The following is a 15,908-nucleotide window of genomic DNA, read 5'->3' on the forward strand; positions in this document are numbered from 1 at the left end:
GCTCTTCCGATCTCGCTGTGGCGGACAGGCCCGCCACATCAGGTCAGGGATTTGGGCGTTAGATTCCACGGCCTTGGACTCCTGGTCCAACCTCTTGGACATGCATGCTCCTAGGTTCTGGTGCATGCACAGCAGTCACCCCGAAGGAGATCGCGAAGGTCGGTTCGTTTCCGTTGGAGAGATCGCGCGGCGCCTGGTTGGAAGCCTGAAAGCGCAGCGTGAAGAGACAGCGGCCCGATGGCCGCACGCGACCACCCGGCAAGGTGGCGCAAAATTCGAGACTGCGACGCCCGGCAATAGCTGCCACAGCGCGTCGCATACGGGAGGCGTCGCCGCCATTGGTCCCCGCCTTAAAGCCGCGGCGCCTCCCAACCCATCCGATGGCCGTTGATCGAGCCGCCTTGGCCAAGAGCCCGCGGCCCACCATCGGACCGTGCATGTGCCGCGGTCGTCTTACGGGATCCGAAGAGGCCTCCCGCTCCTGCAAACAAGTCGAGGCGTGATCATGCCGAGGAAGAAGAAAGACACGTCGGCCGAGTCCTTCGCCGTCGATTTTGCCGTCGGCTTGTGTGGGTGGCTGTTGATCGTCGAGATGATGGGGACGCTGGAGCGACGCGGCGTCCTCAAGGAGAAAGACTCGCTCCGGGTCATCGCCAACGCCACGACGGCATTGGAAGCTCTGGCCAGCGAGAACCCGAGCCATCCGACCTTCCGGATCGCCAAGGTGATCATGGATTCGCAGCTTGTCGGCTGGAATCGAGAAGACCTGAAGTAGAGGCGGCCGCCCGAACGCGCTCATGCAGCCAACTTCGGAAAGAGCTGCAACATGGCGCCTTCGGGAAGGTTGATTCGACCTTCGGCGGCTGCCCGGCGAATTTGATCTTCGCGGTAATGCGGGATTCGGCCGCTTGTCGACCAGTTTTTCACCAGATTGGGATGCTTCTCGCGTAGTGCGCGTTGCATCGCCCTTATTCCGCCGAAGGCTCCAATGATCTGATCGGCGGGCGACTGTCCGGTGTCGGTTTGCATAGGACAGATTTGTACACATCCCGCCGGATTTGTCAAAATTCATTGTGCAGCATTTGTACAGACCACAGACCGACAATGGTCGGGCCATGAGTCGATCAGAAAATGCCCGAAAATTGAAGACGATCCGCGAGCGCGCCGTCGGTTTGCGCGAACTCGCGCGGCTGATCGGCTGGGACGCCAGCAGGTACCAGTACTACGAAGATTCGTACAAAAAGCCCTACATGCCGGTCGAACTGATCGACCTTATCCGCCCCCATCTGGTCGGCCGGGGGGACCCCCCTATAACTCACGCGGAACTCGACGGCCTCCTGCCGCCCCAGCGAAAGCCCGCAATTGCTCCTCCGCCCACACGATCGGGCCACGTCGATGACGCAGCACGGCTCGGCGCGTACATTCGAGCCACGCGAGAGGCACGGGGCATAGACGTTGAAATTCTCGCCAAAATAGTAGGCCTCAAGGCCGCGCTGCTTTCTAAAGTGGAGAGCGATGATCACCGGCCAACAGACGATGTTCTACGCAAGATTGCTCGGACGCTAGGACTTGAAGGAGAGGATCTAGTAGCTCGCGCTCGCCGCGACGCCGAATGGTTTGCCCTAATTAGAAACCCCAATTCTCGACCTGTTGTGGAGGCGCTTTTGCGCACAACGCGTGACCTGCCACCCGAGAAGGTGGCGGAACGCCTAGAACAGATCGCGGAAGAGGTGGCAAAATCTAAGCCATGATCCAAGTACCATCACTCACCCTTCCACAGGTTGAGCAGCGAGCAAACGTGCTGTTGGGGGAGTATGCGGACACGATTGGATCGAATGTGCCATCACCGGTTCCCGTGACAGACATCGCGACAAATGAGCTGGGGCTTACCCTCGAATTCATGGATCTCCACGCCTACTTTAAGAGACCAAAATCAGGTGCCTCGTCGGAAATTCTTGGTGCGATGGAATTCTCGAACAATCGAATTCTAATTGACCACAGCCTTGATCCCAGCCTCTTCCCACATCGCCTCGGGCGCTTTAGGTACAGCGTGGCGCACGAGATTGGCCATTGGCGTCTACATCGCGGCAAGGTGCTTCAGAGCCAGAAAAAGAGCAAACAGCCGCCTATTATCTGCAGGGATCCTGGACGTCAGAAGATGCCCACCATAGAGCGTCAGGCTGAGTATTTTGCTTCTTTTCTTCTGCTCCCAGGAGATCGTGTGTCGGACGCTTGGGGATCGAAGCCTCCTTTCGTATTCGATGTTTTCGGGCACGGCTCACCAGAGCTGCGATCACTGTGGATGAGCACCAGAGCGGATTCGATCCTTACCCGAAGCCTTTTTGCCAGCGAATGCGAGAAGCGCTTCGAGGAAATTGCCGCGCCACTTGCCTGGAAGTTCGAGGTCTCGAAGCAGGCAATGTGCATTCGGCTTGAGGGCATGGGCTTGATCCGTCGCAGCGCCGCTGGATCTAAAATTCTCTCGACCAGCCGCGGTGATTTTTTACACAGCCCGATGAATTCGTAAGGCGACTGTACAAATTCCTTTGACACTACTGTACAGTATTTGTACAAGGGTTGCGAGACGGCGGGACGTTTGGCCCGCGGTCACTCTCTCGAGAGGCAACCATGCCCGACACGCTTTTCACCGCCCCGGCCACTTTCACAGTCGCCCAGCGCATCGCGCTTCACCGCCGCCCGCTGCCGTCTCACGAGCTGACCGGCCAGAACTTCCGGACATGGGCCGTCGCGGTCTGTCACGCCGAGGTCCAGCACCGCAGCCGTGACTTCGCCCGGATCGAGCGCGAGCTGAACATCTCCTTCGACCGCATCGAAGACCCAAGCTGCGAAGAGCGCGGCCAGTATCCCCACGAGGCGAAGGCAGCCACGGCGCTGATCTGGCTGTCCCACCTCCAGACCCATGAGAGCGAGAAGCGCGCGCCCTTCGACGCGAAGGCATGGCGTGACTGGCCGGCTGCCCGCCGCGCCGCATGGCTCGCCCGCCGCCGCTACCTCTGGGCCGGCTTTCTGAAAGCGGTCCGCGCCTATCGCGACGCCCGCGCCCTCATCGACCAGCCCCTCGCCGCCTAGTTCACAACCGAAGGAGAACCGCCGTGCCCGATTCATTGATCAGCCTGACCTCGCCTGCAGAGCCATCCAGCAAGGCTGGCTGCCGCAAGAAGACCCCGAAGCACGGCAGGCAGGCAGGCCCGTCCGCCACGATCGCGGCCCTCGCCAGCGCTGAAACGGCCCGCGTACTGCCCAGCATGATCTTTCACGAAGCCGACCAGATCGAGATCGGCATGCGCCGCGCCAAGACGTCCTGCGATTTGGTGTGGGGCTTGGTTGACGAACTGGACGTTATGGCCGAGGACGCCAAAAAGAGGAGCGGAGATATCCGCCTGGACGGCATCTCCTCCAAACTCTACCTGTTGCTCGGCATCGCCAGCGACGAGCTTGATGCCGCCCGTGGACGCGCCGACAAGATCACCGACGCCGCGCGCGAGCTGAAGCACCCCACGCACGCGCAGCCGCTTGGAACGGGCGAAGACCTGCTATCCCTTCGCCTTCAGCTCAAGGCCGCCGAGGATGCGGTGAACGAGGACGGCGCACCCGAGGATGGCCCCCTCGTCGACGCTTATCACGCGGCAAACGAACGGTTCCTCGAGGCCCCGGCGCGCACCCCGTCCGAGATGCTGCTGAAGCTCGAACGCCTCGCCGAAATCGAGGAGATCGAGGAGGACTCGCCGCGGGCTGCCGAGCAGATCGTCCTCAACCTGATCCGTGACCTGCGCGCAGGCTTGGGCATCGACAGGCAGGCAGCGGCGTGAAGAGCTGCCCCTTTTGCCAGCGCGCCGGCGGCCTTCGCCAGAAGTCCGCCCGCCAATACTTCGTCGAGTGCATCGCATGTGGCGCCGGCTCCGAGCCGAAGCCCACGCCCGTCGAGGCCGAGGCCGAATGGGTGCGCCGGGTCCGCGCGCCCGAGGCACGACCGAGTGAATGGACCCAATCCGCCAAACAAGCTGCCTAGCGAGGAGAGAACGATGCCCGATACCTTGACCGCCTTTCACCCGATCCCAGGCCAGTCCGTCGCCCAGCCGGCCCCGCTGCTCAGCGGCGCCCAGATGCGCGACCTCTGGACCGCCTACGAGGCCGCCCGCGCCGGCTACAACGAGGACGACGAAGAGCGCACGAGCGCGATCTACGCCGAGGCGGTGGACCGTATCCTGCAGGCCCGCACGGTCGAGCCCGAGGGCATCGCCATCAAGGTGAAGCTGCTCGACGAGCGCGGCGACTGTCCCAAGGGCCTGCTGCCGGACGTCTTCAAGGACGTGCTCAAGCCCCAGGACGCGCCCGCCCCCCAGCCGCGCCGCCGTGTCCAGTCGCGCCTGCGGCCCCTGTGGGAAGCTTACGTGAAGGGCTGGAAGGAGGTGTGCGATGCGGGCGACGCCGAGGATGCCGCAATGCTCGCGAGGCCCAAGGAGGCGCCTCGGGACAGCACCCAAGCCGAGAAGGACGCCGACGCCCGGATGGAGCGCGCAAAGCAGGCCTTCGATGCGGCATCCAACGCGCTCGTCGCCGCGCCGACGCGTACGGTCGACGATGCCCTTTGCCGGATCGAGCACGCGATCGACCTCGCCGACGAGAGCACGAACGCCGATCTCATCAGCTCGCTCAACAAGGCCCTTCGCGTGCTGCGCAAGGCCTACGCCACGGCGGCGAACTAAGCAGTCCGTGCCGACCCCGCCGTCCCTACAGTTAGCGAAGAGGCCTGTTCTCGGCCTCTTCGAAGCTCGCCCGCACCTCGGCAATCGTGACCGTCGGGCTACCACTGAAGGCGATTTCGGCCGCCTTGGTCCGATAGAGTTGCGGCCGGCAGGCCCTAAAGGCGGCATCGATGGCCAGCGCGTAGTTACCCGTCTGGAGGTAGGCCAAGGCTCGCGCGAGGGTATCCGACTGCCAGGCATCGAGCGGTTCTCCGATCTCATGGAGATGATCGATGCTGTCCCGGATTCGGTCTGCGGCCGAGTCGAAGGTCGTGGGAACCACTTTCTCATAGCCGGCCATGAAGCAAGCATACCATGAGCAAACCCGTCCGCGACTGGCCCGCCCTGATGAAGCCGCTGACGGCGCGCGCCTATCTGGACAACATGCCGGCCGCCAAGTTCGTGGCTCTGGTCGTGCCTCACCTCGACACCCGGACCACCGGGGGCGAGCTGAGGTTCACCCGCAAGTCCCTGGACGACTGGATTGACGCCAGCGGCGGCCCGCGGGAGGTTCAGACCCCGGAGGCGCTGGGAAGGCTGCTGGATGACGACGGTCCACATCTCGGGCATTAAGCGCTACGTCAGCAACGGCACGACGTACTACTACCTGCGCGCCAGCGGCGAGGCGATCACCGACGAGGCCGGGCACCGCCTCGATCCCAACAAGCAGCCGCAGGAGTTCGCCGCCCGCGTCGAGGCGATCAAGGCGAAGCTGGCGGCGCTTCCGAAGCCCAAGGCAAAGGCCGGCTCTCTCCTCGACCTGATCGAAGCGTGGCGCGGCATTCCCGGTACGGACGGCCGGCCGAAGCGCGATCCCTCCCCCGAATGGCTCCAGCTCTCCCCGGCCACCCGCAAAAGCTACGAGCGCATGATCGACCCGAAGCAGGGCTATCTGCGCCGGGCTCTCAAGCTCGACCTCGGGACGCTCATGCTGCCGGCGATCGACACGCCCAACGTGGTGAAGATCCGCAACAAGGTCGGCAAGGCGTTCGGCTTCTGGACGGGCAACTATGCGGTCACCGTCCTCTCGACGATGTTCTCGTGGGGCATCCTCTACGGCCACCTGACCGTGAACACCGCCAAGGGCGTGCCCGACCTGGAGCGACCTGAAGACCTCGAGGCGCAACACCGTCCCTGGGCGGATACCGAGTTCGCCGCGATGGTCGACGGCGCCCGGGAGCGCGGATGGCGCGGAATCGTCCTGGCGCTGGGGCTGGGGCGCTTCGCCGGCTGGCCGACGGGAGACATCACCCACCAGCCGCCTTCCGTCTGGCAGCGCCCGCGGCTGATCTACACGCGCCGCAAGACAAGGAAGGGCAGGAAGATCACCAACGTCCTCGCCCCGGACCCGCTCATCGCCCTGCTGGACGAAGTGGGCGTCAATCCCGAGGCCAAGACGCTGGTCGTGAACGAGGCCGGCGAGCCCTACACCGCGGACGGCCTACGGACGATGATCAACCGGCTATGTCGGGAGCTGGCCGAAGAGGGCAAGGTCAAGAAGGGCCTCAACATCCATGGGCTGCGCCACTCCCTCGGAAACGAACTCTACGACCTCGGAATCGAGCGCGAGGCCCGGAAGCGCATGATGGCCCATGAAAGCGACGCCGCGAGCCTAATCTATGAGCAGGGCGGCAATAAGAGCCGGCAGGCCGACAAGGCGACGCGGGCACTCAATCGGAAACATCGGAGCAAGCGATGAGCGACAACGAAGAGCGGAAGAAGCGACTCGAAGAGGCCTTTCCCTGGTGGGCAGAAGGCAAGGCGAAGCACGGTTGGACGATGAAGGTGGAACTCAGGCGGGGAGCAAAGGAGATCCGTCGCGGCGGCATCTTGCTTGCCCTCGAACACGATCCGGCAAAGGACGGCGTTTCGATCGATGTCGACATGCCGGGAGCGACCAAGGAGCAGGAAGACGCCGTCATCGCGTGGGCCAAAGCAGAATACGGTCCGCTGCTATAGAAGCCTCGGCAGGAACGTGAACAGAACAAGACCGATGTCTAAAACGGCGAGCGAAGGTGTCTAAAATGCAAAACCGCCCCTCAAGGGCGGCTTCGGAGATGAGACCTAAGTCTCTGATCTAACGGCACAAAACGAATGGTGCCCAGGGGCGGAGTCGAACCACCGACACTGCGATTTTCAGTCGCATGCTCTACCAACTGAGCTACCTGGGCACATCGTTCGTTGGCGGCCGGGCTTATAGGATGGGCTAGCTCCGCTGTCCAGACGCACCGCCGCCCCTCTCGTCGAGGTCTTCCTCGCCGGGCGCCTCGTCGGTCGGCACGCGGTAGCCTTCCTTCAGCCAGCGGCCGAGATCGATGTCGGCGCAGCGCTTGCGGCAGAACGGCTTGTACTTGGGGTCCGAGGGCTTTCCGCAGGTCGGGCATTTCGGTTCGATGCGCACGGCGCGCAGCGGCGGGGATCGGTCAGTCATCGCTCTTTTCCAGCGCTTCGAGCTGGGCCGCCAGGGTCGGGCCGCGCCGCGCGCGGGTCAACTCGAACAGGCCGAGCCGGGTGAAACCGTAGATCTGGGTGGGCACAGGGTCGCTCGCCAGATGCTCGGCCAGCACCGCCTGCACCTTGTCGCGGTCGTAGGCGCTGCGCATCGTCACGAAGTCGATCACCACCGCGCCCGCGATGTTGCGCAGCCTGAGCTGCTGGGCGATCGCCGGCGCCGCCTCCAGGTTGACGTCGACCGGCCGGCGCGGCGCGCGGCCCTGACGGCCGCCGGCACTGGCACTGTCGACGTCCACGGCGCACAGCGTCTCGCCCGGTTCGAACAGCACTTCAACGCCGCTCTGCAAGGCGATGCGCGGCGCCAGCGCGGTGTCGATCTGCCCTGCGACATCGTCGATGTCGAAGGCCGGCATGGTCCCGTTGTGCCAGCGCACGCGGATCTTCTCGCCCAGCCGGTCCATCCTGTCCTGCAGCGTGCGCGCCATGGCGCGGTCGTCGAGGATGACCTCCTCGAGGCCCGCGCCATGATCGCGCAAGGCCCGCGCAATCGGATCGCCCTCGCCCGGGATGCGCGACGACAGGTCGGCCGGCGGCTCGACGTCGAGGGCCAGGCGCCGGATCTTCTCCCACCGTTCGAGCACGCGCGTGGCGTCGGCCTGCAGCACGCCGGCGGTGGCACCCGCCGCGGCGGTGCGCAGCACGATCCCGCCGTCCAGCAGCCCCTCGACATGGCCACGCAGCCGGTCGCGCTCCAGTTCTCCCTCGATGCGGCGGGAGAAGGTCACGCCGGCACCATTGGGATGGTAGACGAGATAGCGACCGCTGATGGCGACGTTCATCGAAAGGCGCGGACCCTTGTCGCCGTCACCGTCATTGCGCACCTGCACGAGGATCGGCGCGCCGAGCGGCGGCCAGCCATCGATGCCGGAAAGGTCCTCGGCGCGCAGGAACCCCGCGCGATCGATGCCGATGTCGACGAAGGCCGCATCGAGATCGGGCATCACGCGCTCCAGGCGGCCGAGGAAGATGCTCTCGACCCTCGAAGGCCTGTCGCGGCGAGCGACCTGCAGCTCGACCAGGCGGCCCTCCGTCACCAGCGCCATCAGGAACGCCGTGGGCAGCACATGGCAGACAAGACGATCGACGCCGCTCACGGTAGAGCGACCTTGAGGAGCGCCACGGTTTCGAACAGCGGCAATCCGACGACGTTGCTGTAGGAGCCGGACAGGAAGGCGACGAAGGCCGCGGCCCGGCCCTGGATGGCATAGCCGCCGGCCTTGCCCTGCCACTCGCCGGTCGCAAGATAGGCATCGATCTCGGCCGCCTCGAGGCGCTTGAAGCGAACGATGGTCTCGACGAGGCGCGTGCGCACACGGCCGTCGGGACCGGCCGCGGCGACGCCGCCCAGCACGCGATGGCGGCGGCCCGACAGCCTCGCAAGGCAATCCCGTGCCTCGGCCTCTTCCTCCGTCTTCGGCAGGATGCGGCGACCGCAGACCACGACGCTGTCGGCCGCCAACACGAGGGCGCCGGCATGGCGCTCCCTCACAACCGCAAGCTTCGCCCGCGCCATGCGCAGCGCATAGGCGCGCGGCAGCTCGCCCGTCCCGGGCGTCTCGTCGATGTCGGCAGGGTCGATTATCGCAGGCTCGAGGCCGACCTGTCGCAACAGGTCGAGCCGTCGCGGAGACGCGGAGGCCAGTACGAGCGGGGGGATCGGCGAGGCGCGCAACGCCTACTTGAAGCGGAAGGTGATGCGGCCCTTGGTCAGGTCGTAGGGCGTCATCTCGACGGTGACGCGGTCGCCTGCCAGAACGCGGATGCGGTTCTTCCGCATCTTGCCCGAGGTGTGGGCGAGAATGACGTGGTCGTTGTCGAGCTTCACGCGGAACATCGCATTGGGCAGCAACTCTGACACGACGCCCGTAAATTCGATCAAGTCTTCTTTGGCCATCCGGCCTCCGGCTGGGGTGAAATTCTGGGAAAGCGGCCGGAAAATGGGCCGCAGGAAGGGCTAAGTCAATGGCGGCGCGGGTGGCGCGGCGGGGATGGCCGGCCTTCTCACGAGAGCCCTGCTCCCTTATACAGGGCGCGGCTGCGGACGCCCGGGAAAGAAGGACCAGCAAAAGATGAACTCAACGTGCATGTCGGGCCTTGTGGCCGCCCTGCTCCTGGCGCCGGCGCTGGCATTCGCCCAGACGTCGCCGGCTCCCGCGGCGGCGCCCAACGCGATCACCCATCCGGCCCAGAAGACGATCGGCAAGCCGGCCAAGCGGCAGTATTCGTCGGCCCTGATCGTCATCAATGCCCGCGCCGCGAAGCTCGACGGCCAGAAGCTGGTCCTCGACGGCGTGTTGCCCACCGCAACCCTGTTCACCAGCCGGCCGAAGCGCTCGGTCGGTCACATGGTGACACCCGACATGGCCGACATCTGGCGCACCGGCAGCTTCGCCAAGGATCCGCCGAACGCCACGGTCTCCGTCTTCAACAAGGACGGCGGAAGCGTGTCGGACCTGGTGGTGACCCTGAAGACCGCGAAGCTCGAGGGCGAGAAGCTCACCTTCGACGTCGAAGTGCTCGAGGGCAGCCTGGGCGCCGCGGACGGTCCCGCCTCGGTGTTCATCGACACGATCTGGTTCGGCATCGGCTCGCACGGCGCGCAGTACTACGGCCAGAGCCAGACGACCGGCGGCGAGACGCCGGCGATCGGTGATCCGAATGGCACGAGCACGTTCAGCGGCTGGTCGAATCCCTCGCCGACGGAACCCGTCAATCCCTATCCCTATGCCGGTGGCGGAGGCGGCGGTGGATACAACAGCGGCGCCGGCGCGCCCCCGCCGCCCGACATCGATCCGCGCTACCAGCAGCGCTACAATGCGCCGAGCTGCGGCAAGCCGCCTCTCCTGCCCTGCTACTGAGCCGCACGGTGATGATCATGCAATCTTTCCGTCTCTCCGTCGCTCTCGCGACCGTCGCCGCCACGCTCGGCCTCGCCTTCGGCGCCGCCGCGCAGACCCAACCGGCGGCGCCCGCCGCGTCGTCGGTGCAAGGCCTGCCCAAGGTCGTCGGCGCCGCGCGCCATCCGCGCCTCATCCCCTCGATGTTCGTGCTGAACGCACGGGGCGCCAAGCTGCAGGACAACAAGCTGATCCTCGACGGAATCGCGCCCAGCGTCATCGTGTTCGCCGACCGCCCCGTGCGTTCGGCCGGCCATGCGATGCTGGCGCACGTGCTCGAGGAGTGGACGCTCAAGGCGCCCAACTCGTTCGCGAAGGATCCGCCCAACGCCACTGTGTCGGTGCTGAACAAGGCGAAGGCCAGCGTCGTGGACGCCGTCGTCACGCTGAAGTCGCCGAAGCTCGAGGGTGACAAGCTCACTTTCGACGTCGACGTACTCGAGGGCGACCTCGCGGGCGCCGACGGCGGCGCGTCGGTGTTCATGGATCTCGTCAACCTGCCGGTGCCGCGTCACAGCTCGCATCGCGCTGCCTGGTACGCGGGTTCCGACAGCACCCGCTGACGCTGTCCTTACACGCGCTCGTGCACAGCGGGAGGCTCGCCTGCAGGCACGGGCGCGCCGCCGCCACAATCGGCCCACAATCCGGTCCGGAAATGATCCCGGGCGAAGGCGCTCCAGTGTGGCAGCGCTTCGCACCTGAGGAGAGACATCATGAACCGGACATTGCTTGCATTCTCACTGGTCGGCGCCGCGGTTCTCGCGACGAATGCGGTCCAGGCGCAAGGCATGCCCACCGGTCGCGAGCCCGGTACCGAGCCCAACAGGATCTTCACGCCGACGACCGCGCCCAACTGGACGCCGACCGCCGAAGGCGCCATCGCGCGACAGCAGATTCACGATGCCGGCTACAACGGCGTCACCATGCTGCTGCGCAACAAGGATGGAAGCTGGGAGGGCCAGGCCCTCAAGGGCGACACCTACTACCTGATCACCCTCGACCCGGCCGGGCACGTCACCCAGCGCTAAGCCGAGACGGTCAGACCGAGGGCGTGATCGGAATCCCGAAGCGCGCCTTCAGTCTGGCCAGGACCTGATCGCGGGTATGGCGGTAGGCATCGAGCCGCGTCTCCCGCGATCCCTCCACCGCGCTGGGGTCGGGCATCGGCCAGTACTCGACCTCGGCCGCCGTCCCGCGCGTGAATTCCAGCGCACTATGATGCGCTTCCGGCGACAGGGTGACGATCAGCTCGAACGACGCGGCATCGACGTCATCGAAGGTCTTGGCGTGGTGGCGGTGGACGTCGATGTCGATCTCGTCGAGGGCGGCGACCGCAAATCCGTCGACCTCGCTCGCGCGCACGCCGACCGAATCGATATAGACCATCTGCCCGTAGAGTCGCTTGGCCAGCGCCTCGGCCATCGGCGACCGGACGGAGTTCTCACTGCAGGCGAAGAGCAGGCTGGACGGCAATCCGGTCATCCACCCCTCCCCGCTCACGATTTGATGTGCAGGGCGCAGATCAGGGTGAACAGCCGCCGGGCCGTGTCGTGGTCGACCTCGATCTTGCCGTCGAGCCGCTCGCGCAGCAGTTCCGAGCCTTCGTCGTGCAGGCCGCGCCGGCCCATGTCGAGCGCTTCGATCTGCGCCGGCCCCAGCTTCTTGATGGCGGCGTAATAGCTCTCGCAGATCAGGAAGTAATCCTTCACGACTTTGCGGAACGGCGTCAGCGACAGCACGATGTCGCGCAGCTTTTCGTCGGACTCGTTGCGCACGTCGAACACCAGGCGCTGCTCGAAGATGCCGATTCTCAGGCGATAGGGCCCGGGCTGGCCGCCGACCAGATGGAAGTCGTTCTCCTCGATCAGGTCGAACAGCGCGACGGCTCTCTCGTGCTCCACCTCAGGCGTGCGGCGGGCGACCGATTCCTCGTCCAGCACGACGTCGACGATGCGCCGCGTCCTGTCGGTCGTCCCGGCCGTCATGGCTAGCGGCCCAGCCGGAGCGAAACCGACCGGCCATGGGCGCCGAGCCCTTCGGCATCGGCGAGCGCCACGGCGGACGGGCCGAGGGCGGCCAGCGACTGCGGCGTACAGGCGACCAGCGATGTCCGCTTCAGGAAGTCGGCGACGCCCAGGCCGCCGGAGAAACGCGCGGCGCGCGAGGTCGGCAGCACATGGTTGGTGCCGGCGACATAGTCGCCGATCGCCTCGGGCGTGTGGCGGCCGAGGAAGATCGCGCCGGCATGGCGCAGCTTCTGCGACAGCGCCTCGGCCTCCGCCATCTCCATGGCGAGCTCGACATGTTCGGCGGCGATGGCGTCGATGATGGCCGGCGCGGCCGAGAAATCGGGCACGAGGATCACGGCGCCATTGTCACGCCAGCTCGCCGAGGCGATTCCGGCACGCGCCAGCGTCTTCAGCTCGGCCTCGACGGCCCGCATGACGGCGTCGGCAAAGGCGGCATCGTCGGCGATCAGCACCGACTGCGAGGACGGATCGTGCTCGGCCTGCGACAGGAGATCGGCCGCGATCCACTGCGGATCGTTGTGCCGGTCGGCGACCACGAGGATCTCGGAGGGACCGGCGATGAGGTCGATACCGACCTGTCCGAACACACGTCGCTTGGCGGCGGCGACATAAGCGTTGCCCGGCCCGGTGATCTTGTCGACCGGCTTGATCGATTGCGTGCCGTAGGCGAGCGCCGCCACGGCCTGCGCGCCGCCGATACGCCAGATCTCGTCGGCGCCGGCGATGCCGGCTGCCAGCATGACCAGCGGATTGAGTGTCCCGCCGGGTGTCGGCACCACCATGACGATGCGGCGAACCCCTGCGACCTTGGCTGGCACGATGTTCATCAGCACCGAGGACGGGTAGGCCGCCGTGCCGCCCGGCACATAGACACCGGCCGCATCGACCGGGCGGTAGCGCGCACCGAGCCGCGTCCCCGTAGAGTCAGTGAAATCGACATCCTGGGGCATCAGCGCGCGGTGGAAAGCCTCGATGCGCCGGGCGGCGAAGGCCAGCGCCTCGCGCTGCGCGGCCGGCACCTGCGCCGCCGCGGCATCGCGCTCTGCGTCGGACACGCGCATGTTGGCCGCCGTGATGCCGGCCCAGTCGAACTTCGCCGTGTAGTCGACGACGGCGGCATCGCCGCGCGCGCGCACGTCGGCCACGATGCTGGCAGCGACGCGGTCGACATTCTCGTCGGTATCCCGATTGCGCCCGAGGAAAGCCGAAAATTCCTTCTCGAAGCCCGGCGCCGAAGCGTCGAGCCTAAGCGGCACGGGGCACCCCGAGGGCGACTTCGCGGAAACGGTCGATCCAGTGGCCGACCCGCTCGGGCCGCGTCTTGAGGGCGGCGCGGTTCACGATGAAACGCGAGGTGATGTCGGCGATGTGCTCGATCTCGACCAGCCCGTTCTCCTTCAGCGTGCGGCCGGAATCGACGAGGTCGACGATGCGGTGGCTGAGTCCGAGCGACGGCGCCAGCTCCATCGCGCCGGAAAGCTTGACGCACTCCGCTTGCACGCCGCGCGCAGCAAAGTGCCGGCGGGTCACCTCGGGATACTTGGTGGCGATGCGCACGTGGCTCCAGCGCCTCGGATCGTCCTTGCCGGCCATCTCGACTGGTTCGGCGACGGCGAGACGGCATTTGCCGATACCGAGGTCGATCGGGGCGTAGATCTCCGGATAGTCGAATTCCATCAGCACGTCGGCGCCGGCGATGCCGAGATGGGCGGCGCCGAAAGCTACGAAAGTGGCCACGTCGAAGGAGCGGACACGGATGATGTCGAGGTCGGGATGGTTGGTCGTGAAGCGGAGCTGGCGGGCATCGGGATCGGCGAAGGCCGCCTCCGGTTCGATGCCGGCACGCGCGAACACAGGGGCCGCTTCCTTGAGGATGCGACCCTTGGGCAGCGCCAGAATGAGCTTCTCGTTAGCCTCGCTCGACACGACAGGTTCTCCAGTAACGAATGCCCGCCCCTCGCCGGAGCCGAAAGGCTATTCGACCGGGTGGGCGGGCTTCCACGGGGTGGGCCAAGGCTCCCCGACATCTCCCAAATGGCATGCGAGACGGCCGATTTCCAGCCGTATGGCCCGGCCGGCCGAAAAGCGCAGCAGGACTGAATGCTCGTTTTCCAGCACCACCGCGAGCAGTTCCAGCATCCGGTCGGGCTCAGCCGTGGGGATGTCATGGTGCCGCACCGCCGTCACCTCGTTGAAAACGAGAGCGGAATGGGTCCTGGTATGACCGGTTCCCTGCTCCGGATCGGCTTCCCACCGGAACCGGTTGAGCAGCAGGACGAAGCGGCTTTCATCCTTCAGGTAGGCGCAGTCGCGAACCGCCACCAGCGCGTCCTGGACGGCGGCCGAAATGATGGCCAGGTCGTCGGCGTCGAGCGCGCTAAGTTTCAGCTTGGCCGTCACGCGCTTCAGCCCTTCAGCCGTTCGATGTCGGCACCGCAGGCGCTGAGCTTCTCCTCGAGGCGCTCGAAACCGCGGTCGAGGTGGTAGACGCGGTGGAGCATCGTGTCGCCCTCGGCCGACAGGGCGGCGATCGCCAGCGACACCGAGGCGCGCAGGTCGGTCGCCATCACCTCCGCACCGCGCAGTTTCGGCACGCCGCGGACCAGGGCCGACTGGTGATGGATGGTGACATTGGCTCCCATGCGCGCCAGTTCCGGCACATGCATGAAGCGGCTCTCGAAGATCGTCTCGGTGATCATCGAGGCGCCCTCGGCCCGCGTCATCAGCGCCATCATCTGCGCCTGGAGATCAGTCGGGAAGCCCGGGAAGGGCTCCGTCATCACGTCGACGCCGTGCAGCGCGCCGTTGGTCCGGTGCACGCGCATGCCCTTCTCGGTGTTCTCCAGCGTGACGCCGGCAGAACGCAGGCTGGCGGCCACCGTATCGATCAGGTCGACCCGGCCGCCGATCAGCTCGACGTCGCCCGCCGTCATGGCGACGGCCATGGCATAGGTGCCGGTCTCGATGCGATCGGGGATGACCGCGTGCTCGATGGCGTTGAACGAGGTCACGCCCTCGATGGTGAGTGTCTCCGTGCCGATGCCGGCCACCGGCACGCCCATCGCCGACAGGCATTCGGCGAGGTTGGCGATCTCGGGCTCGCGCGCGGCATTGTCGAGCACGGTCGTGCCCCTGGCGAGCGCGGCCGCGATCATCAGGTTCTCGGTGGCGCCGACCGACACTTTCGGGAAGGTGTAGCGCGCGCCCCTGAGGCCCTTCGGCGCCCGGGCGACCATGTAACCGCCGTCGATGTCGATCTCCGCGCCCATCTTCCGGAGGCCGGCAATGTGCAGATCCACGGGCCGCGCGCCGATCGCGCAGCCGCCCGGCAGCGAGACCTTGGCCTGGCCCTCGCGCGCCAGCAGCACGCCCAGCACCAGCATCGACGCGCGCATCTTGCGCACGATGTCGTAGGGCGCAGTGGTCGAGGTGATGTCCGACGCCTTCAGCACCATCGTGGTGCCGTGGCTGTGGCCGTTCTCCCCGGCGGTGGCAGTGATTTCCACGCCATGCTGCCGCAGCAGCTGGATCATGGTGGTGATGTCGGCAAGGCGCGGCACGTTGTGGAGGGTGAGCGGCTGGTCGCTCAGCATCGACGCCACCATCAGCGGCAGGGCCGCGTTCTTGGCGCCGGAAATGCGGATCTGGCCCTTGAGCTGGCGGCCGCCCCTGATGCGAATTCTGTCCATGGTCGCCTCCGC

The 15,908-nt window shown here is 66.1% G+C and carries 24 protein-coding genes and 1 tRNA gene; 12 read left to right on the forward strand and 13 right to left on the reverse strand.

The annotated features are described in order from the left end of the window. Positions 1 to 505 precede the first annotated feature (505 nt). Positions 506 to 775 carry a hypothetical protein gene (locus tag EPO41_RS04915; protein WP_296321261.1) on the forward strand — a complete coding sequence of 90 codons (270 nt, stop codon included), beginning with the start codon at positions 506 to 508 and terminating at the stop codon, positions 773 to 775. 20 nt (positions 776 to 795) lie between these two features. Here the strand turns inward: EPO41_RS04915 and EPO41_RS04920 are convergent, their stop codons facing one another. Then, entirely contained in the window at positions 796 to 1,029 is a 234-nt protein-coding gene (locus EPO41_RS04920; RefSeq protein ID WP_296321263.1) for a hypothetical protein, read from the reverse strand. Positions 1,030 to 1,115: 86 nt separating this feature from the next. Here EPO41_RS04920 and EPO41_RS04925 point away from each other — a divergent pair, with 86 nt between their 5' ends. The 5 genes from EPO41_RS04925 (at position 1,116) to EPO41_RS04945 (ending at position 4,727) form a co-directional block, all read left to right on the forward strand. Beyond that, positions 1,116 to 1,751, forward strand: coding sequence for a helix-turn-helix transcriptional regulator (locus EPO41_RS04925; RefSeq protein ID WP_296321265.1), 636 nt, complete (start codon positions 1,116 to 1,118; stop codon positions 1,749 to 1,751). After that, positions 1,748 to 2,527 carry an ImmA/IrrE family metallo-endopeptidase gene (locus EPO41_RS04930; protein WP_296321266.1) on the forward strand — a complete coding sequence of 260 codons (780 nt, stop codon included), beginning with the start codon at positions 1,748 to 1,750 and terminating at the stop codon, positions 2,525 to 2,527. Before EPO41_RS04925 ends, EPO41_RS04930 begins: the two co-directional genes overlap by 4 nt. A gap of 101 nt (positions 2,528 to 2,628) precedes the next feature. Then, positions 2,629 to 3,090, forward strand: a complete 462-nt coding sequence (locus EPO41_RS04935; RefSeq protein WP_296321267.1) for a hypothetical protein — start codon at positions 2,629 to 2,631, stop codon at positions 3,088 to 3,090. Positions 3,091 to 3,113: 23 nt separating this feature from the next. Beyond that, complete coding sequence (locus EPO41_RS04940; protein WP_296321269.1) at positions 3,114 to 3,830, forward strand: hypothetical protein; 717 nt, start codon at positions 3,114 to 3,116, stop codon at positions 3,828 to 3,830. Between the two features lie 213 nt (positions 3,831 to 4,043). After that, positions 4,044 to 4,727, forward strand: coding sequence for a hypothetical protein (locus EPO41_RS04945; RefSeq protein WP_296321271.1), 684 nt, complete (start codon positions 4,044 to 4,046; stop codon positions 4,725 to 4,727). Between the two features lie 31 nt (positions 4,728 to 4,758). On the opposite strand, the gene EPO41_RS04950 is transcribed toward EPO41_RS04945, so the two are convergent. Next, positions 4,759 to 5,067 carry a hypothetical protein gene (locus EPO41_RS04950; protein WP_296321273.1) on the reverse strand — a complete coding sequence of 103 codons (309 nt, stop codon included), beginning with the start codon at positions 5,065 to 5,067 and terminating at the stop codon, positions 4,759 to 4,761. A 14-nt stretch (positions 5,068 to 5,081) separates the two neighbouring features. On the opposite strand from EPO41_RS04950, the gene EPO41_RS04955 reads away from it, so the two are divergent. Genes EPO41_RS04955 through EPO41_RS04965 form a run of 3 tightly spaced genes read left to right on the forward strand, consistent with a single transcriptional unit; the run spans position 5,082 to position 6,725 of the window. After that, a complete protein-coding gene (locus EPO41_RS04955; protein WP_296321275.1) occupies positions 5,082 to 5,339 on the forward strand; it encodes a hypothetical protein in 258 nt (85 codons plus the stop codon). Beyond that, positions 5,311 to 6,465 (forward strand): tyrosine-type recombinase/integrase, encoded by a 1,155-nt coding sequence (locus EPO41_RS04960; RefSeq protein WP_296321278.1) that lies wholly within the window; start codon positions 5,311 to 5,313, stop codon positions 6,463 to 6,465. The genes EPO41_RS04955 and EPO41_RS04960 overlap by 29 nt, the downstream gene beginning before the upstream one ends. Beyond that, entirely contained in the window at positions 6,462 to 6,725 is a 264-nt protein-coding gene (locus EPO41_RS04965; protein ID WP_296321282.1) for a hypothetical protein, read from the forward strand. Before EPO41_RS04960 ends, EPO41_RS04965 begins: the two co-directional genes overlap by 4 nt. A gap of 136 nt (positions 6,726 to 6,861) precedes the next feature. On the opposite strand, the gene EPO41_RS04970 is transcribed toward EPO41_RS04965, so the two are convergent. The 5 genes from EPO41_RS04970 to infA all read right to left on the reverse strand — a co-directional run bounded on the left by EPO41_RS04970 (position 6,862) and on the right by infA (position 9,174). Beyond that, positions 6,862 to 6,937 (reverse strand) — tRNA-Phe (locus EPO41_RS04970). A 35-nt stretch (positions 6,938 to 6,972) separates the two neighbouring features. Further along, positions 6,973 to 7,197 carry a DNA gyrase inhibitor YacG gene (yacG, locus tag EPO41_RS04975; protein ID WP_296321285.1) on the reverse strand — a complete coding sequence of 75 codons (225 nt, stop codon included), beginning with the start codon at positions 7,195 to 7,197 and terminating at the stop codon, positions 6,973 to 6,975. After that, on the reverse strand, positions 7,190 to 8,374 hold the full coding sequence (locus EPO41_RS04980; protein ID WP_296321287.1) for a ribonuclease E/G: 1,185 nt from the start codon (positions 8,372 to 8,374) through the stop codon (positions 7,190 to 7,192). The genes yacG and EPO41_RS04980 overlap by 8 nt, the downstream gene beginning before the upstream one ends. Further along, on the reverse strand, positions 8,371 to 8,952 hold the full coding sequence (locus EPO41_RS04985) for a Maf family protein (protein ID WP_296321290.1): 582 nt from the start codon (positions 8,950 to 8,952) through the stop codon (positions 8,371 to 8,373). The genes EPO41_RS04980 and EPO41_RS04985 overlap by 4 nt, the downstream gene beginning before the upstream one ends. A 3-nt stretch (positions 8,953 to 8,955) precedes the next feature. Beyond that, entirely contained in the window at positions 8,956 to 9,174 is a 219-nt protein-coding gene (gene infA / locus EPO41_RS04990; protein ID WP_296321292.1) for a translation initiation factor IF-1, read from the reverse strand. 190 nt (positions 9,175 to 9,364) lie between these two features. On the opposite strand from infA, the gene EPO41_RS04995 reads away from it, so the two are divergent. The 3 genes from EPO41_RS04995 (at position 9,365) to EPO41_RS05005 (ending at position 11,205) form a co-directional block, all read left to right on the forward strand. Further along, complete coding sequence (locus EPO41_RS04995; protein WP_296321295.1) at positions 9,365 to 10,138, forward strand: hypothetical protein; 774 nt, start codon at positions 9,365 to 9,367, stop codon at positions 10,136 to 10,138. A 17-nt stretch (positions 10,139 to 10,155) separates the two neighbouring features. Beyond that, positions 10,156 to 10,740, forward strand: coding sequence for a hypothetical protein (locus EPO41_RS05000; protein WP_296321297.1), 585 nt, complete (start codon positions 10,156 to 10,158; stop codon positions 10,738 to 10,740). Between the two features lie 150 nt (positions 10,741 to 10,890). Continuing rightward, positions 10,891 to 11,205 (forward strand): hypothetical protein, encoded by a 315-nt coding sequence (locus EPO41_RS05005; RefSeq protein ID WP_295137451.1) that lies wholly within the window; start codon positions 10,891 to 10,893, stop codon positions 11,203 to 11,205. 10 nt (positions 11,206 to 11,215) lie between these two features. On the opposite strand, the gene EPO41_RS05010 is transcribed toward EPO41_RS05005, so the two are convergent. From EPO41_RS05010 to murA, 6 genes are read right to left on the reverse strand one after another with little or no spacing between them, the layout of a single operon-like run. Continuing rightward, positions 11,216 to 11,659 carry an arsenate reductase ArsC gene (locus EPO41_RS05010; protein WP_296321300.1) on the reverse strand — a complete coding sequence of 148 codons (444 nt, stop codon included), beginning with the start codon at positions 11,657 to 11,659 and terminating at the stop codon, positions 11,216 to 11,218. A 14-nt stretch (positions 11,660 to 11,673) separates the two neighbouring features. Continuing rightward, the gene (locus tag EPO41_RS05015; protein WP_296321303.1) at positions 11,674 to 12,162 is read right to left on the reverse strand and encodes a UPF0262 family protein; all 489 of its coding nucleotides are present in this window, start codon (positions 12,160 to 12,162) and stop codon (positions 11,674 to 11,676) included. 2 nt (positions 12,163 to 12,164) lie between these two features. Continuing rightward, positions 12,165 to 13,463 (reverse strand): histidinol dehydrogenase, encoded by a 1,299-nt coding sequence (hisD, locus tag EPO41_RS05020; RefSeq protein ID WP_296321306.1) that lies wholly within the window; start codon positions 13,461 to 13,463, stop codon positions 12,165 to 12,167. Continuing rightward, positions 13,453 to 14,133: an ATP phosphoribosyltransferase gene (gene hisG, locus EPO41_RS05025; protein WP_296321309.1), complete on the reverse strand. Its 681-nt coding sequence runs from the start codon at positions 14,131 to 14,133 to the stop codon at positions 13,453 to 13,455. Before hisG ends, hisD begins: the two co-directional genes overlap by 11 nt. Positions 14,134 to 14,181: 48 nt before the next feature. Next, positions 14,182 to 14,607 carry a DUF2948 family protein gene (locus tag EPO41_RS05030; RefSeq protein ID WP_296321311.1) on the reverse strand — a complete coding sequence of 142 codons (426 nt, stop codon included), beginning with the start codon at positions 14,605 to 14,607 and terminating at the stop codon, positions 14,182 to 14,184. Between the two features lie 5 nt (positions 14,608 to 14,612). After that, on the reverse strand, positions 14,613 to 15,896 hold the full coding sequence (gene murA, locus EPO41_RS05035) for a UDP-N-acetylglucosamine 1-carboxyvinyltransferase (RefSeq protein ID WP_296321314.1): 1,284 nt from the start codon (positions 15,894 to 15,896) through the stop codon (positions 14,613 to 14,615). Positions 15,897 to 15,908 lie beyond the last annotated feature (12 nt).

Origin of the sequence: Reyranella sp. (assembly GCF_004297265.1) — a bacterium.
Classification (GTDB): domain Bacteria; phylum Pseudomonadota; class Alphaproteobacteria; order Reyranellales; family Reyranellaceae; genus Reyranella.

Excerpts from the sequence above, each read along its gene's own strand:
- EPO41_RS05010 (WP_296321300.1), bottom strand. The coding sequence starts at position 11,659 with ATGACCGGATTGCCGTCCAGCCTGCTCTTCGCCTGCAGTGAGAACTCC.
- EPO41_RS05000 (WP_296321297.1), top strand. The coding sequence starts at position 10,156 with ATGCAATCTTTCCGTCTCTCCGTCGCTCTCGCGACCGTCGCCGCCACG.
- EPO41_RS05015 (WP_296321303.1), bottom strand. The coding sequence starts at position 12,162 with ATGACGGCCGGGACGACCGACAGGACGCGGCGCATCGTCGACGTCGTG.
- EPO41_RS04935 (WP_296321267.1), top strand. The coding sequence starts at position 2,629 with ATGCCCGACACGCTTTTCACCGCCCCGGCCACTTTCACAGTCGCCCAG.
- EPO41_RS04945 (WP_296321271.1), top strand. The coding sequence starts at position 4,044 with ATGCCCGATACCTTGACCGCCTTTCACCCGATCCCAGGCCAGTCCGTC.
- EPO41_RS04965 (WP_296321282.1), top strand. The coding sequence starts at position 6,462 with ATGAGCGACAACGAAGAGCGGAAGAAGCGACTCGAAGAGGCCTTTCCC.
- yacG (WP_296321285.1), bottom strand. The coding sequence starts at position 7,197 with ATGACTGACCGATCCCCGCCGCTGCGCGCCGTGCGCATCGAACCGAAA.
- EPO41_RS05005 (WP_295137451.1), top strand. The coding sequence starts at position 10,891 with ATGAACCGGACATTGCTTGCATTCTCACTGGTCGGCGCCGCGGTTCTC.
- EPO41_RS04950 (WP_296321273.1), bottom strand. The coding sequence starts at position 5,067 with ATGGCCGGCTATGAGAAAGTGGTTCCCACGACCTTCGACTCGGCCGCA.
- EPO41_RS04915 (WP_296321261.1), top strand. The coding sequence starts at position 506 with ATGCCGAGGAAGAAGAAAGACACGTCGGCCGAGTCCTTCGCCGTCGAT.
- EPO41_RS04920 (WP_296321263.1), bottom strand. The coding sequence starts at position 1,029 with ATGCAAACCGACACCGGACAGTCGCCCGCCGATCAGATCATTGGAGCC.
- infA (WP_296321292.1), bottom strand. The coding sequence starts at position 9,174 with ATGGCCAAAGAAGACTTGATCGAATTTACGGGCGTCGTGTCAGAGTTG.
- EPO41_RS04995 (WP_296321295.1), top strand. The coding sequence starts at position 9,365 with ATGTCGGGCCTTGTGGCCGCCCTGCTCCTGGCGCCGGCGCTGGCATTC.
- murA (WP_296321314.1), bottom strand. The coding sequence starts at position 15,896 with ATGGACAGAATTCGCATCAGGGGCGGCCGCCAGCTCAAGGGCCAGATC.
- EPO41_RS04960 (WP_296321278.1), top strand. The coding sequence starts at position 5,311 with ATGACGACGGTCCACATCTCGGGCATTAAGCGCTACGTCAGCAACGGC.
- EPO41_RS04930 (WP_296321266.1), top strand. The coding sequence starts at position 1,748 with ATGATCCAAGTACCATCACTCACCCTTCCACAGGTTGAGCAGCGAGCA.
- EPO41_RS04955 (WP_296321275.1), top strand. The coding sequence starts at position 5,082 with ATGAGCAAACCCGTCCGCGACTGGCCCGCCCTGATGAAGCCGCTGACG.
- EPO41_RS04925 (WP_296321265.1), top strand. The coding sequence starts at position 1,116 with ATGAGTCGATCAGAAAATGCCCGAAAATTGAAGACGATCCGCGAGCGC.